Raw genomic sequence first — 16,384 nt, 5'->3', positions numbered from 1 at the left:
AATCAGTATAAATTATTTAATTCCTTCTTTTTGATTGACCAAAAAATAAACAATGCGGCAAGCGTTGCCCATAGAATTGTCATTATGGTTTGTATCAATTTTAATTTTAAGTGTATGTTTACCCTGATTCAGCTCATCTCCAAGAATCAGGTAGTACGGATGGTGTATTTTTTTTGCTGCAGGGATAAATAAGTCGACAGTTTTGACTGGCCTCTCATCTATACTATAAGAAATTATACCCACATCAGGACCAGTAACAGTTCCGATCCCCACCGTATTACCCGTAAAAGTAAATTCGAAATTATCCCCAGGCTTTTCTCCCAGCAATACCGGTACATTCACAAATCCGGCACGGGTATCCACACCATCTGCCGGTTGCCAGTTGGCAACAACATTAAATCCTTTCAGCAGTCTAGCTTTACGGATACTCACGTAATCTGCATTACCGTAGTTAAAGGCATCCATTGGTTCCTCTATTCTTCTCTTAGCCAGCTTTAGCGCTGAAACAGGATCATCAACAGTTAAAAGCTGGCGGATGGTATTAAAATACAACTGATGACCAAAGGGTGAAGGATGTAGATTTTTGAAATCATTTTCCCATGTAAGTTCTCCGTTGTTGATCCGGTTTGTTACCTCTTTAGCCAAATTGATAAAAGGCAATTGGTATCGTTTTGCGACAGCATCATGAACAGTTATTTCCAATGGGGTTTTACCAACATTATACTCAGCCATCTTTCCTTTGTCGGCAAAAGCCATCATTACGATATCAGTCGCAGGGTTTTCTGTCAATACGGCCCTTACAATCCCTTCTAAAGCTCTTCGCTGGGTGCTTTCTTTTGTTCCCTTGTCATTCACTGCTGATTCCAGAAAAAGAAGGTCTGTCTTCCCCTTGCCAAACAAATCAGTCTTTAAGCGAAATGAATGCGCAACACTACCCAGAGAAGGTATAGCAGCTGCAATAAAATTAAATTTTACATCAGGATAGGTAGTTCTAAGATAATTGCAAACCTTATCCCTCCAGCCTGCCATCTCCGTTATCGATCCGCCTAAAAAACCTACGGTTAACTGTTTCGTATTTTTAATATGATAGTAGGTATTATTCAGATCACCGTACCTGGAAATAAAACGTTCAGAAAGCAAGGTATCCACTACTTTAGGTTTTCTGAACATATATGGACTGGAAACGGTATTTCCTTTATCATCCTTTACATTTAATAGCCACATCACTGCGCGCTCAGGTAAGGTATCTGCTATGATTTTTTTATTGGTAACCACCGCTGGCAATTCTTTCCATCTCCGGTCTTTATAAGGCAAAAAAGTATCTTCCGTATAGAACAGCGCTCCTGAGTTAATTTTCGTCGCATTAAGTATTGTCGCTTCTACCCTGCCGTTTTCTGCTTTTATATTGTTAATAACCGGCAAAAGATAGGTTTTTAATAAATGCTGATTGATAAAAGTTGCAATTTCTTCCGGAGCTGCCCCATCCGCCTGATCGTGGTGCATATCCGGAATAAACCTGAAGTTGGATTGATCTTTAACCAGGCTATACGTTTTTGCCATTATGGTTGGCTGATAAGCAAAATCTTTCGCACCACTAACCCATAGAAATGGTATTTTTGCGCGGGCAATAAAATTAGAAGGGTCATACTGTCTGATCCATTTTTCCTGAAGATCCGGCCTCAGCGTTTGAATATTTCTATAGAATACGCCATCAGGATGATAAATAAACCCACAGCCATACACCGGAACTGATACTTTAAAACGTTGGTCAAGGCCCGAAACAATGCAGGTTAAAAATCCTCCCCAACTAATGCCGGTAATGGCTGTTTTCGCAGAATCAACGCCGGCAAAACTTCTTATTAGTGAATGTGCTTTAATCACATTTGCCACAGCATGGTAAACCCATTGCTTATTTAAATCACCCTCAATACTGTTAAATTTGGCTATATTATCTTCTTTTGGCCCTCCATTCTCAAGTCGCTTGCCATCAGGGCCATTTCCTGCCAAATCCATAGCAATTGCGGCATAGCCCCGTTCGGCCCAGAGTTTAGCCCATTCCATATAAGCTTTCCCCATACCACCATGTACCAGAACGATCGCGGGAAGATTTTTATCCTTTTCCGGATGCCCGGATAAAGTGCCGGGTGTAGCGTAATAAGCAAAAACATCTGTCCGGGCCAGATCACCAAAAGCTTCACCTTTATAAATAAGACTACGTACAGGGGCAGTCTGATTTCCGGTCCATTCGTACTCAGGAACATGGTACAAATCTTTAATATCCCAAATTTCCTGTCCTTTAGCGGCTGATCCTGTCAGTATTAAGCAAAATCCAATAAAGTGTCTGGTAGCTTTCAATAGATACATGACCTTATTTTTTTAAAAATTTTATTAAAGGGGAATTGATCTCTTTTAATCCAGCTATAGCCAATTCGGCCATTTTATGCGCACCTTCTTTATTAAAATGGGTGTTGTCTTTAACCCCATTTGGATAACCTTCATAAACCCCTGAATCCGCATAAAGAAACAATTTCTTAGATGGTTCAGCTTTATAAGCAATCAAAAGTTCCCTGCTTTTTTCATACATATCTACAAAGGCTACCTTTTCTTCCCGGACAACTTCATATACTATTTCCAGATATCCCTTGTGGTTTCCCCCTAAAGAACCATCACTATTAAAATTTCTCCTGGTTACAGGCGTCATTAAAATTGGGATTGCCTTTTTAGACCGGGTATCATTGATGTATTTCAGCAAATTTATTTTGTATTCGGTTGGGCTTGTACCAATATTCGGCTGATCTATCTTTGAATCATTGTGGCCAAATTCAATAATTACATAATCACCTTGCTGCAGTGTATCCAGGATTGGCTGCCAGCGGTTATTGCGCATAAAAGATTTGGTACTCAATCCATTTCTGGCCCTGTTAATGACCTCTACATTATCCTTAAAATAGCTTTGAAATACCATGCCCCATCCCGTTTCAGGATATCTTTCGGGTATTTTATTGGCCATCGTTGAGTCGCCAATCATAAATATCCGGATCTTTTTAGGCCGGTGATAAGCCGATAATATAAACATCGCTATAAAGAGCATGCTAATCCTGATTTTTGGACTAAAGCTTTTGCGAAAACCTGCAATTGAAAATAAGGAATGAAGATTTGTTCTCATAAAATTAACTTTTGATTTAAAATGTCACACGAGCTATCGTGGCCCAACTTGTTGTATATCTATGGCTTTGAATCCAAGCTTAAACGCAGGAGAATTTGACTTTAACCTGAAATCAAATTTATCCGCGTTTACAAATAAAGGATCAGTATAAAGCGAATGGACATCCTTGCCCTGCTTTTGCCATTCGGCCCATGATTTATCAGTGAATTTTACAGTATCCTGCCCCACTGCCGGATTATAATAGATGTTGTAGTCAACATCAACAGTTTTTGTCTGCTCCTTATATCCGTCTGCTTTACCCGATGCATAATACTTATACGTATAATCATCCCAGTCACTGCTAAATAATACACCTTGTTTCCAATACACAATGTTGTTTTCAAAAAACATGCTTTTATGCGGTTCGCGTTTGCCCTTGGTGATCTGTTCTTTTTCGCCCAAACAGAATATGTTGTTCCGAACTTCAAGCTCCTTACCAAAATGAATATTAAACGTAGCGTACTGGGTATTGTATACCACATTATTTTCTATCAGTATATAAGAACTACCCTCATCACAATAGATACCCCAGCCCCCATAGCTTTTTGCTTTAATGTCATGTATCAGATTGTTCCTGATCACGGTACCAGGAGAAACACCAAGAGTATAGATTGCACCCATATCAGACAATAGTCCTTTTCCAATATTATAGATATGGTTGTATGCTATCATGTTATATTTTGCTACACTCCTTAAATAACCCCAAACCCCTCCAATGGAAATCCCGGTATAATAGCCATCATGTATACTGTTATGTGTAACTGTATTATTTGAAGTATGAAATAAGAACACCCCAACAGCCGACGGAAACTCCACTCCATAATTGAATATGAAATTATCAGCAATGGTATTGTTTGTGGTTGCTGATAATGGATGATTTTTTTCCGTACCCCCGTTTATTTTGATACCCCCGGCGCCCAGGTTTTTCAGCGTACAGTTTTTAATGGTATTGTAAGACGACCCCTGCAAAATATCAAAAGCATAGTTGGAGATGTTTGATACCCTACAGTTTTCAAAAAGACAATTTTCTACTCCTGTTAAAGTAATACTCCCTGTTACACTTCCAGAACCCTGCATATTATTGGAATTTCCAGAAGGAAGGCTCCACCCCGCATATTTAAATTCAAGATCTTTGAAATTGATATAACTTACTGGTTTCAATTTCTTAAACTCACCTTCCAGTCTCATCAGTTCCGGCAGCACCGGCACCACTATCTCAACCTTTGACATATCTTCCCCTTTTAGCGGATAATAGTAAACTACTCCATCTTTGCGGTTCAAATACCATTCGCCAGGCTGGTCCAGGGCTTCGAACACACCCTGGATAAAATAACGGGCTCCAACAGGATTCTTGTTGTCTTCGACAAACTTTTTACCTGTAGGATGTTGAAAATATACAGTATGATTTTTTTCATCAATTTCTTTAACAGGTAACCTGGTATCCGACCAATAGTGATATACTACTGTTTCTATATCTTTGATATTTGTCCAATCGGCTTTAAAATCATCATTATCATATACAAACTGCGCCGCAAGGTTCCTGGTCTCATTGCTCACATAACCACTCGACTTTACCCTGTAAAAACCAGTATCTGGTGTCCTGGCTAAGGTCCTTATGGAATCATCCACGTACAATTGTTTAAAATTGTACGATTTACCGGCAGCTAATCCTGCAAGTCTGGCCATCCAGATTCCATTCTTATAAGGCTTCCAGCCAATCACCCTTCTGCCGCCGCTGATCACTACCCTTTCTTTTGTATATGGCATATACGTTATCGGATGATTTGCTGTACCGGAATCTTCTTCCGTAAAAGTGAGTACACTGTCCAGCGCATAAGTTCCGCCACGGAGATAAACAAAGACCGGTTTTCCGGCTTTTCCATTTTTCTTCAGCTTCCGTACAGCATCACGGGCAAATGCTAATGAGGCGAAAGGTGTTTTTACACTAAGTCCGTTATTTGAATTACTGCCTGTGGGAGACACATAAAATTCATGTGTTTGCCCTATAGCAATTGTGTTTACAAAGAGCATCAGAGAAAATAAAATCGTTTTTATATCCATTATTCCATCAGTTTTATTGTTAAATTTCAAAACGGTTATTTCCTGGTTCCACTTTAAAGGTTTTTTGCTGGTCCCGGATAGTTATTTTTAGTGTATAAGAATAATTACTCCGCACCAAAATAAGCCGGCCTTTTTTTAACAAATCAGTATTAACCTTACCAAATCTTAACTTTTTAATTCCATGCTCTTCCACTAGAGCGATATTCCATGATATCGTATTGCTTACCGCACTAACCTCAATGCCCATTACATTCTCTATGAGCAGGTTGATCAGACACGCTGTCCACCCTGCAAAGTCGCTCCTTACCGAACCTAAATCAGGTTTAACTTTATGAGATGCCGGAGCAGCAAATTCGGGAGCATAGCATTCCCATAAAGTATGGGGTTTTGGAGACCAGTTTTCGTAAACCCTTGAAATGCCATTTAACGTTTTCACTGCCAAATCAAAAGCTTCCTTTTCATATCCATTAGCTTTGAGACTACGAATAGTAATCAGCGACATATTTATCCAAACCGATCCCAGCCAATACTCCCCTTTAGAATTGTATCCGTTCTCATCTTTAGCCAGCGTTGGCAACGGCATTGCGCTGGTACTAAATTTGGCCACATCCAAAAGATTCGCAACAATACCCGGCATATTTTTACGGGGTACGATACCCGCCAATACCGGCCACATTCCGCTTAACGTTTTCTGGGTAAACTTTCCATCATCTCCTATGCTGCAATACCATTGTTTATCGGCATTCCAGTACAACTCCATTGCCGATTTCTTTTGTTCATATTCTGATGTAAACTTTCTTTCGATCTCCGGTTGATGTAGTATCGCTGCAATTTTGCTGATATACCTGGCAGAGAGCGCCTGCATCGCAGGCAACTCCACCCAGAACTTGTGCCTAGCCTTGTTCCTGATGTTGTCCCAACCGCTTGGATTACCATCCCAGATATATTTTCCAGGTTCCTTTTGCAAAAAAGATTCTATGAAATGGTATTGTTTAATTAATCCGGGCAACACCATCTCCAGCCGTTTATAATCAGCAGAAATTTCAAAATAGTTCCATTCGCCCCAGGCAAGAAGCGGTGGATTTACAGCTTCTATTGTTGCTTTCTCTTTAGAAGTGTCGTGTCCGGCGGCATAATCCTTCACCGTGAAATAGCGTAAAATATAGCCATCCGGCTGCTGCTGTCCATAAAAATTGTCAAGCGTTGCAATCGCCGGATCTGCACCTGAAGGAGCAGCATAACGCTGAAAAAGGATACTAAAAGAAGCGTCCCATAAATAACTGCGTCCGTTATCAGGGGTTACATTATGCGAAAACCGGGCAGGGAGTGCCGCAGAACTTGCAATCTGATGCCAGTTAAGCTCCCAGGCCTTATTATAGAGTTTAACCCAGGGCAACCTGCCAGGCAAAATTAGTTCTGGTAACAGTTCCTGAGGCCATTTATTTCTGGATGTTTTTACGGATGCCAAAGTATCTCCTACCTTGTTGATTAAAACATATCGATAAACAACTTCAGCTAAACTAACAGGTAATGTATCTTGTATAACAGTCACAGCTTTGCTTTGAAATCCCTGCAGTTCAACATTGGCTTTATCAGTAAAGCCGTGTTCAGGCCTCATGCCTTGTACGGGCTGTCTGATCATCCGAAACTTTTCCTTTCCCTTTATTTGAATTTCAACCTTATTAAATCCTCGGATGCTGATATCAATCGATACTTTTTCATTCGCTTTACTTTTATTCTGGCAAAGCCCGTTACTGAGCTTCAGTAGTAACACTGAAATAAATAAAATACAGGACCAGCTTATATTCATAACCAAATACTATAATTTAAAAGCTCCAATTATCAGTTCTGAAGGGTTGCGCCGGCAAACCTTCTTTATTAAATAAATTTGCATGGTCAATGTTATTTGCCCATGCATAACGTACAGCAACAGGCTTTTTTACATTTGCACTCCAAACAATTACCTGGTTGTTTTCTATCACTGCTGTAGCCCAATAAAACTTTTTATCCGCTCCTGCTACAGCGAAGAATTTAAGAGAGTCACCCTCGTTTATTTTTAACCCAAGCCCTGTGTTGCCGAAGGATATACTAATTTTGTTATCCCTGATGGTCATATTTTTATAAGTGGGGCCCGAAGAAACGATGTCTTCCTTATAGGCTATTTTTTCTGCCAGCAATGCAAAGCGCTTTCCAACGTCAAGTTTGTTCTTAGGATGGATATCATTATATTCCCCAATATCATAGGTAGTGATCATCCCAGTCCCAGGTATGGATAGTCCTTTAGACTGGGCCTCCCTTAACCCGGAAATATCACTTTTTCCAGGATGCACTTCAGTCTCCCCATAGTTGTAACTTGGTAGCTGGGCAAAGAGAAAGGGGAATTGCCCGTTTCTGAATTTCGCTCTCCAGTTATTAATCAGTGAGGGAAATAATTTACCGTATATTTCTGACCTGTAAATATCAGTTTCACCCTGATACCATAAAACACCCTTAAAAACAAGTGAAGTTAAAGGAGAGATCATACCATTGTACAAAAGAGTAGGTACATTTCTTTCCTGAAAAAGCGTCTTTGAGGGATATTTTCTCGCTCTTACAGCCACACGATAGTGCCACACTCCTTGTAAAGGATAAGAATTGCCAGCAATCTCCAATTTATAGGGTTTATCCAAAACAAAACCGCCCTTACCGTCAAAACTTGTAACCCTTACAGTAATGTTATTTTCACCTTCTTTTAAAAGCCCTGCAGGAATGTTGTATTTACGAATCGCATTGATATTTCGGATAGCTCCCACTTTAACACCATTTATGTATGTGGTATCTGCTCCATTTATATGTCCAAGAAACAATACCGCAGACTTACCTTTAATGTTTTCCGGTAAAACAATTTCCTTACGAAAATAAACAAGGCGGTCCAGGCTATCCATGCCCTGGTCTTCCCAATAACCTGGTATTTTAATAGCTTTCCAGGATGAAGCATCGTAACCATCAGCTATCCATGTTAAGGGTTTAGTATTTAATCCAATATCTTGTGAATTAATTGAATCATACCAGTTTTTAAGCAGCAATTCATCTCGTTTCTTTTCGCTCAATACAACCTGAGGGTTCTTATAATGATGGAATACCGACAATAACTGCGGAAAGGAATGCATCGCATCAGCACTCATCCAGCCTTCAACCGGAGTACCTCCAAAGGTTGAATTTACAATACCTACAGGTATTTTATATTTTTCATAAATACTTTTTGCAAAAAAATAACCAACGGCCGAAAATCGCAATATATCCTTTGGATTTGCCTTTTTCCAGCCAATAGATTTGACATCATTCTGCACTGTATAACTTAAATTCTGTTCAACAAGAAAATGCCTGATATTTGAATTCTCCGAGTTTTCAATTTCTTTAGTATACCGTTCCTGCACAGATTCCATACGGTATGCCATATTAGACTGTCCCGAACAAATCCACACATCACCAATTAAAATATCACTTATCTGAAGCTCATTCTCACCCTTAATGGTCATGGTAAAAGGACCTCCGGCGGACTGAGGTTTCAGCAATAACTCCCAATGTCCATTTGCTGCTGTAATTGCATTGTAACTTTCATTTTTAAAAGTAACGACAACCTTTTCACCGGGATTCCCCCAACCCCAGATCCGGATCCTGGCATCCCGCTGCAACACCATCCCATCGCTAACAATCTCCGGTAATTTAATCGCAGCCATTCCGCTAAAATGGAAGGCAATCAACACGATTACAAAAACAGAATGTTTTTTCTTTAACTTTAGCATAACCATCAAGGCTTTACATTAATAACAATTTCCCTAACCACCTCTTTTTGCTCGCCGCCACCATTATTATAAGCTAAAAAGCTAACCTTATAAGTTCCCGCAATAGTATATTTATAGCTATAATTTTTTAAAACAGCACTGCTTACAAACTGAATTGGCACACCCGCATCCGGTGTAACACTTTTAAGTTGTAAAGGGCGGGTTATCGTCCAGTCATCGTTTGCACTGTTATCACTTCCAGCTTGAGTACCATTGATCGTCACCTGCCCCGTAGATGCCACAGCCCATTTTACTATTGGATTTTTATAATCAACGTTATACCAGCCCACATTGTCTATTGCTGTGATGACAGATTTTTTGCCATCATTTAGTGTATTGGTTACATTAAATGTGCGGATGGTCCAGGTGGGTTGTTTCAATACGGCATGGGTATATCCCTGATATTTAAAAGCCAGAAAAAGCGGCTTGTTTTCCGGATTAAAAAAATCGGCCAGGTTAATGTTTCCGGAAGCCGTATTGTCTGCGCCTGTAGATAAAACTGCCCTGGATGAGATATCTGTCCATGTAGCGGCAGCTATAGCCTCAGAGGTATAAGTGCCATTAAAATCCGTTGATGCTAAAAGCTGCAACGTATTTGTCTCACCTGTATTTTGCTGGTAAGAAGTGAATTGGAGTTGCGGAATACCCGTTTCATTTATACGATCTTTATATTCATATTTTTTACCAGTCTCACCAGAATAGAAGGTGATGTTCTGCACACTTCCATTAAAGATAAACCTTACGGTATCATTTACCTTGTAATCAGTCTTTTCTGCGGTAACAGAAAAGTCAGGAGTTTCAACTTTGATTTTTGTACAGGCACTTAGTACTAATAAGCAAACTATATAACAATAATTAAATTTCATGATGTTGAGATTAAAAACCAGGATTTTGCACTAATGATTTATTTAAACCTATTTCCCTGCTTGGTATTGGAAGCAGCAGATATCTTGGAGCAGCATTTTCAAATGACGTATAAAAAGCTGACGGGGCTGAATTTGACCTTCCATAGTCAATCATTTCCCGCATTCTGGTTGTAAATATTCCCCAGCGTATCAAATCATATTTCCGAAGCGCCTCGGTAAATAATTCCCTCGACCGTTCATCCTGAATCCATTCCCTGAATCTGTCCTTGTCAAGATTAACCGGAAAATCAGCATCAGTTAATGTGCTAATAGCAGCTGTTGCAGCAGCGCCGCTACCTATTCCATTTATTATTACATTTGGGCTTGAAGTATAGAAACTGCCCGGATTGGTGATCTGGATGGCTGTAATCCTGCCCGCAGTAATTACAGCAGTTGCCGTTGCGCCTGTACCACCCCCGCCTGTTAATGTTACACTTGTTGCAGCAGTATAACCACTTCCCTCTGCGGTTACTGCAATACTTTTAAGGGTTTCACCAAGTAAGGTCTTACCATATGCCCTCCTTCTAACTTCATTAACAGCCTCATAAGCAATACCTGTAGGCCCGTGCAATTCGTTTTCTGCCTCAGCTTTCATCAAAAGCACATCAGCATATCGCAAGATAGGACAATTTATAGGCGTTTTATTCCTGTTTTTTGGCGCTTCCAATGTCAGCTCCCAGCGAAATTTCCCTGGCGACATAAGCCAGGTATTGGTAATCGCCTTTTGGGCACCATTAGTTCCCGAATAATCAAAATTAGCACAGTTCCAATCTCTTCTCAAATCAAATGAAGTCTTAAGTGCGCCAGCACTTGCAGGATTAATCTGATAAGAATCATATAATCTCTTGGTAGGATATACTGCCTGAGATGAACTTCCTGCAGCGGCGTTACCTGTACTGTTACCACGTATGCCTATAAAATTACCTAAAGCCTGCGAACCTCCCCAGTATCCGCCGGTTTCATTTCCATACATTTCAGCTTCCCAGATACTTTCTTTAATATCATATCTGTCTTGAGCCAATCTTATAAATATATCCTTGTAGTCAGGATTTAACGCATGTTCTTTAGAATCTATCACCTTTTGAGTCCATTTCAACACGTCATTAAATTTTGATACATCCTTTAAAGGATAGCCAGCCATTGTTAAACAAACACGTGCCAGAATTCCCTGAACTGCAGATCTTGAAACTTTGCCACCATAGCCTACACTAGTTGCAGTCTGGCTTTGCAATAAGCTTTCAGCCGCTGTCATATCCTGTAAAATCTGGTCATAAACTATTTTAGAAGGGGTTCTTGCCAGGTTAACATCATTAACCGAAGGTGTTGGTTTAATAATTAAAGGAACATCCCCGAAATTCAGTACAAGCAGATAGTGAAAATACGCACGTAAAAACAATGCTTCTCCTTTAATAATACCGCGTTTGGTTTCATCCATTTGAGGTTTATTAACGTTATCAATAAGTAAATTTGCCCTTTGAATACCTTCATAGAGCGCCTTCCAGAACCGATCAACATATACCAGATCAGATCCATAATCATAAGCAACTGCTGGTGCTATGGTACGCGGGTAAGTTTCATCATTACTCGATGTGAGCCAATAGGTCACATAAGCGCCATATATTTCGTGTAAACCCAATTGGTTATATACTCCGTTTAATGCAAACTGAAGTTCTGCTTCAGTATTATAGTAATATTCCGGTGATACAAAATCACTTGGAGCTGTTTCCAAAAATTTCTTACAGCCTCCGGTAATTATCAAAAGCGTTAACAATAAAATTCTATAAATATTTTTCATCTGTTTATATTATTTTTTTGATTAAAATGAGGTGTTTATTCCAAAAATTATGGTTCTGGCTCTCGGGTACGGAGAGTAATCAAATCCCGGGGTCAGGGGTGAATTCCTGGACGAAACTTCAGGATCAAAGCCCGTATAATCTGTCAATGTCCACAAATTCTGGGCTGATGCATAAATCCTTGCGGATTTTACTTTTATCTTATTGAGCCAATCCGTTTTCAGATTGTAACCTAAAGAAACTGTTTTTAAGCGCAGATAGGAACCATTTTCAATAACCCGGCTGGATATTGCCGCAGGCCCCATACCATTGGCCCTGAAATTGGGACTTGTTGTATTCTCCGGTGTCCATCTATCCTGAAAGCTGGCAAACTGGTTGAGGTTTTGAGTTCTTCGTCCATTACCTTCAAATACCAATCTGTTGGCATTTAAAATATCATTTCCATAAGACCACTGCAAAAATACATTAAGATCAAAGCCCTTGTAGGTAAAATTATTTGTCAAACCTCCCGTATGAATAGGGATCGCTCTCCCGATTATGGTATAATCTTTCACGTCTACAATCTGGTCACCATTAATATCTTTATATTTAATGTCTCCCGGTTGTATATCTTTTCTCAAACTACCATAATAAGGCACTTTATCTTTTAATAAATACCTGCCATCCGGTAAACGATCAAAATCCTCATACTGATAATTGCCTTCCCATACCAGGCCATGCATTTGGGCAACTGGTCCTCCTATCAATGCGATGTACGAAAATAAACCATTGTAATTAGAGTCAAAACGCGCGGTCGTTAATAAAGAATTCTGATTGTCGGTTAATGCCAGCACCTTATTCCGGTTAAAACTAATATTAAAACTGCTGTTCCAGCTAAAGTTTCTGTTGGTTATATTATTGGTATTAATGGTAAACTCAAGTCCCTCATTACTCATTCGTCCAATATTTTTGAAAGCTTCCGATATACCGGTTGTATAAGGCAATTGTGCATTCAGGAGAAGGTCACGGGTTATTTTTTTATAAACATCAGCGACCATGGTAATCCGGTTATTAAATAAATTTAAATCGTAGCCCAGGTTAAACTGATCCGTACTTTCCCAGATCAAGTCCGGGTTTCCCAATAATTTTAAGCCGATACCAATAGAAGGGATTGCATTATTATAAGAATACGCATCTGTTTTTAAAAACCTGAGCTGTGATAAGTAAGAAAATTCACTTATCCGGTTATTACCAGTCCTGCCATAACTTACCCTGAGTTTAGCATCATTAACAAATACGAGATCTTTCATAAAATTCTCGCTGCTCATTCGCCACGCAACAGATCCTGACGGAAAATAGGCCCATTGCTTTCCACTGGCAAAACGTGAAGACCCATCAGCTCTAAAAGATGCAGTAATTAAATATTTAGATTTATAGTCATAGTTAACTCTTCCTAAAACTGATGCCATTGTCCATCTCGAACTGGCAGAGGTTGAAATTTGGGTTACCGCCTCATCAATGCCGTCCAGCCCAAGCGATTCATTAGGTAAAATCCTTCCTTCAAACCCTCTTCTGCTCGTTTTGTTACCTTGCATTGTAAAACCACCCACCAGGTTAAGCCTGTGGTTGTTGTTATATGTTTTCCTAAATGTCAACAGGTTTTCGTTTAACCATGTATTATTAGTAGTATTCATAACAATACCATGATTACCTTTTACACTGGCGGGATTACCCGACTGCGTAAGTGAGCTATTAAAAACTTCACTGGTTGCCTGGTTGGTGGTTACCCCACCGCTTGTTCTAAAAGTCAGGTTCTTAAGCACAGTGTACTCTAAAAATGCATTTGCAATCATAGAGTTCAGCCTTGTTTCATTGAAAGAATTCTGGGCATTGATCAATGGGTTAACACTATAATTATTGGTTGCCGCCTCAGGATCTGTAAGGTCATCTAGCAGATCAATATTACCGTTGCCGGTAACTGGCCTGTATCCCAAAACACCATACATTAAACTTAAAGAACCATTTGTTTCTTCACCGGCTACGCGCTGCCCGGTGGATTTGGTACTTCCATAATTTAAGTTTAAACCTATTTTAACTTTAGTATTAACCTTATGGTCTAAAACCACCCGGCCCTGGTATCTTGCAAAGCCAGAATTTACAAATATTCCCTCTTGATCTAAAATATTGCCTGAAACCGCGTAAGTAGTTTTGTCATTTCCTCCACGAAGTGAAATGTCGTGATTTTGTGTTTTAGCAGTACGAAACAAGAGGTCTTGCCAATTCAGTCCTGCAATATTCCTATATGATTCTAATGTTCTTCCTGCCGGATCATATGCAGGATCTGAAGGACTTAAGGATCCGGGAATATAAGAACTGGCCAGTGTTGGTGAATATTCGGTCTGATATTTTACAAATTCATAAGGATCCATCATAGGCATTTTTTTTGACAGCTTCTGGATCCCATAGTAAGCATTATAAGTAATTACAGGAGTGCCCCTTTGTCCAGATTTCGTAGTTACAATAATTACTCCGTTAGCACCTCTGGCACCATAAATAGCAGTTGCAGAGGCATCTTTTAAAATATCTATAGATTCAATATCTGCCGGACTTATCGTATTGAAGTCCGTTGCCTCCAATGGAAAGCCATCAACAACATATAAGGGTGAATTATCTTGAGTTATGGAATTTCCACCCCGGATAACAATATTGTTTAACGCACCAGGCTGTCCGTCGTTTCCTGCAACAACCACCCCGGCGACCCTCCCGGCAAGTGCATCATCAAATGATTTCACGGGCGCTTTGTTCAGGTCTTTCATATTAACAGCAGCCACCGAACCGGTCAAATCTTTCTTCTTTACCTCACCATACCCTACCACAACTATTTCATCTAAGCCACCAACATCATCATAAAGAATTATCTTCAAATCTCTCAGTTTATCAACAAGAACCTCCTGATTTTTATAGCCAATAGAAGTAACTAAGAGCTTTGAGTTAAGACTTGCTTTAATGCGGAACCTACCATCCTTACCGGTAGCAGCAGATGCATTTCCCCCGGATACTCTCACTGTTACATCAGCCAATGGAACGCCCTTATCATTTGTAATTAAGCCCAAAACATCTGTAAGCTGTGCCTGAGCGGCAGTTACAAAAAAGCTGAGCCATAAAAAAAGTAGAAAAAACTTCCGAAAAAGCGATTTCATACGTGGTTTAGTTGGTAACAGGTTCATAATTATTATCGGTTATTTAATTTGGTTAATACTAAATCCTCCCACACTTCAATTCTATTCACTATGTTGAGTTCCTCTCGTGCGTTACTTATCATAAACCATGCATCTTGTTAAAGCCAAAGCTCCTGTAAAGCCTTGATTAACTTATGGTGAGAAACGATAAACAGCTTGATTGCACTTGATAACTAAATCAATAATGAATATTAATTCAATAATACAATATTAACACATTAATTTTAATATCCAAAGTTTTTTTTTACATCTTATGAAAAAGTGTAAACTGAATAATATAATACCCATTTAACATATAAAAAAACAACTATATTTAATTACGGTTATAGATTATAACTTACACAAAGCAAAATAAATTTACTATTATTGAGCATTAATTCAATCTTGATATACAATGATACAGGTTATCAACCGCGCATTACGGACATTAGAATATGTAGCAAAGCATAAAGAAAGATCATGCTCCCTTTCAGAAATTGCAGAAAGCCTGCAATTACATCAACCCACATGTGCCAATATTTTAAAAACACTGGTAGACATGAATTACCTGGAACACCTGGGCCGAAAAAAAGGATACAGGCTGGGTGCCAAATGTTATGAATTAACAGGTAACCTTTCTTACAATCAAAATTTATTGCAGGCGGCAAAAGGAGAAATGGAAGCCTTAACAAAAAAGCTCAATGAAACCTGTATTCTGGGTATATTAAGAAACCAAAAAAGATTTATTGTCCACACTGTAAATAGCGATCAGGACCTTCAGGTTAGAAGCCGTACAGAAAGAGATCTTTATGAAACCGCCAGTGGAAGAATACTGCTGGCCTTCCTTCCGGAAAAAGAGCGAGAGTCTTTAATTAATGCGATAGGTCTTCCCAAGCCAGAAATATGGAAAGAAGCAAAAACAAAGAAACAATTAGATTTAGCACTCGCCGACATTAGAAATGATAATCTCGTAATTACGCTATCGCCTCAACATATTGTTGGACTCGCAGTCCCTATTATAAAAGATGGCGTTACCATAGCCAGTTTAAGTATATTTTTACCTGAAAGCCGGTATAATGTAAAAAATGCATTTAAAACGATTATCACAACATTGAAAGAATCAGCGAAGAGGATAAATGAGTTGCTGCAATAGTTCTTACGGTACTTTTCCCCATCCACAAATTAACCAGTAAAATGGATCTATATGCTATTCAAAAACTCCAGCTGATTTAAGCCACTTCCCACCACCTTACTACCATTTTGCCAAGTGCCAATTAATTGTTCCTTAAGGGTTCTTCCCCAGTTTTGGTGGTAATTATGATAATTGAAGGCTAGTGTTCGTTAGAAATTAATGAACGTTACGAATCTAATTTTCTCTTCTGCTGATGTATTTAAAGTT

9 protein-coding genes are annotated in these 16,384 nt (G+C 39.3%); 1 reads left to right on the top strand and 8 read right to left on the bottom strand.

Annotation, left to right across the window (positions count from 1 at the left end):
• Positions 1-12: 12 nt before the first annotated feature.
• From HDC92_RS23940 to HDC92_RS23905, 8 genes are read right to left on the bottom strand one after another with little or no spacing between them, the layout of a single operon-like run.
• On the bottom strand, positions 13-2,364 hold the full coding sequence (locus tag HDC92_RS23940; protein WP_183877411.1) for an alpha/beta fold hydrolase: 2,352 nt from the start codon (positions 2,362-2,364) through the stop codon (positions 13-15).
• Positions 2,365-2,368: 4 nt separating this feature from the next.
• Positions 2,369-3,166 carry a rhamnogalacturonan acetylesterase gene (locus tag HDC92_RS23935; protein ID WP_183877410.1) on the bottom strand — a complete coding sequence of 266 codons (798 nt, stop codon included), beginning with the start codon at positions 3,164-3,166 and terminating at the stop codon, positions 2,369-2,371.
• 33 nt (positions 3,167-3,199) lie between these two features.
• A complete protein-coding gene (locus tag HDC92_RS23930; protein ID WP_183877409.1) occupies positions 3,200-5,266 on the bottom strand; it encodes a right-handed parallel beta-helix repeat-containing protein in 2,067 nt (688 codons plus the stop codon).
• 19 nt (positions 5,267-5,285) lie between these two features.
• Positions 5,286-7,076 (bottom strand): MGH1-like glycoside hydrolase domain-containing protein, encoded by a 1,791-nt coding sequence (locus tag HDC92_RS23925; protein WP_183877408.1) that lies wholly within the window; start codon positions 7,074-7,076, stop codon positions 5,286-5,288.
• A 16-nt stretch (positions 7,077-7,092) separates the two neighbouring features.
• Positions 7,093-9,051, bottom strand: coding sequence for a sialate O-acetylesterase (locus tag HDC92_RS23920; RefSeq protein ID WP_183877407.1), 1,959 nt, complete (start codon positions 9,049-9,051; stop codon positions 7,093-7,095).
• A gap of 5 nt (positions 9,052-9,056) precedes the next feature.
• Positions 9,057-9,956 carry a DUF5017 domain-containing protein gene (locus HDC92_RS23915; protein ID WP_183877406.1) on the bottom strand — a complete coding sequence of 300 codons (900 nt, stop codon included), beginning with the start codon at positions 9,954-9,956 and terminating at the stop codon, positions 9,057-9,059.
• Positions 9,957-9,966: 10 nt separating this feature from the next.
• Positions 9,967-11,790: a RagB/SusD family nutrient uptake outer membrane protein gene (locus HDC92_RS23910; RefSeq protein ID WP_183877405.1), complete on the bottom strand. Its 1,824-nt coding sequence runs from the start codon at positions 11,788-11,790 to the stop codon at positions 9,967-9,969.
• Positions 11,791-11,811: 21 nt separating this feature from the next.
• The gene (locus HDC92_RS23905) at positions 11,812-14,967 is read right to left on the bottom strand and encodes a SusC/RagA family TonB-linked outer membrane protein (protein WP_183877404.1); all 3,156 of its coding nucleotides are present in this window, start codon (positions 14,965-14,967) and stop codon (positions 11,812-11,814) included.
• Between the two features lie 433 nt (positions 14,968-15,400).
• On the opposite strand from HDC92_RS23905, the gene HDC92_RS23900 reads away from it, so the two are divergent.
• A complete protein-coding gene (locus HDC92_RS23900; RefSeq protein WP_183877403.1) occupies positions 15,401-16,138 on the top strand; it encodes an IclR family transcriptional regulator in 738 nt (245 codons plus the stop codon).
• Positions 16,139-16,384 lie beyond the last annotated feature (246 nt).

This window comes from Pedobacter sp. AK017 (genome assembly GCF_014200825.1).
Lineage (GTDB): Bacteria > Bacteroidota > Bacteroidia > Sphingobacteriales > Sphingobacteriaceae > Pedobacter > Pedobacter heparinus.
The sequence above is the reverse complement of the archived record's forward strand: the minus strand, read 5'-3'. Positions and strand labels throughout refer to the sequence as shown.

Coding starts and splice junctions, on each gene's coding strand:
- HDC92_RS23935 (WP_183877410.1), bottom strand. CDS start 3,166: ATGAGAACAAATCTTCATTCCTTATTTTCAATTGCAGGTTTTCGCAAA.
- HDC92_RS23930 (WP_183877409.1), bottom strand. CDS start 5,266: ATGGATATAAAAACGATTTTATTTTCTCTGATGCTCTTTGTAAACACA.
- HDC92_RS23915 (WP_183877406.1), bottom strand. CDS start 9,956: ATGAAATTTAATTATTGTTATATAGTTTGCTTATTAGTACTAAGTGCC.
- HDC92_RS23940 (WP_183877411.1), bottom strand. CDS start 2,364: ATGTATCTATTGAAAGCTACCAGACACTTTATTGGATTTTGCTTAATA.
- HDC92_RS23925 (WP_183877408.1), bottom strand. CDS start 7,076: ATGAATATAAGCTGGTCCTGTATTTTATTTATTTCAGTGTTACTACTG.
- HDC92_RS23900 (WP_183877403.1), top strand. CDS start 15,401: ATGATACAGGTTATCAACCGCGCATTACGGACATTAGAATATGTAGCA.
- HDC92_RS23910 (WP_183877405.1), bottom strand. CDS start 11,790: ATGAAAAATATTTATAGAATTTTATTGTTAACGCTTTTGATAATTACC.
- HDC92_RS23920 (WP_183877407.1), bottom strand. CDS start 9,051: ATGCTAAAGTTAAAGAAAAAACATTCTGTTTTTGTAATCGTGTTGATT.
- HDC92_RS23905 (WP_183877404.1), bottom strand. CDS start 14,967: ATGAAATCGCTTTTTCGGAAGTTTTTTCTACTTTTTTTATGGCTCAGC.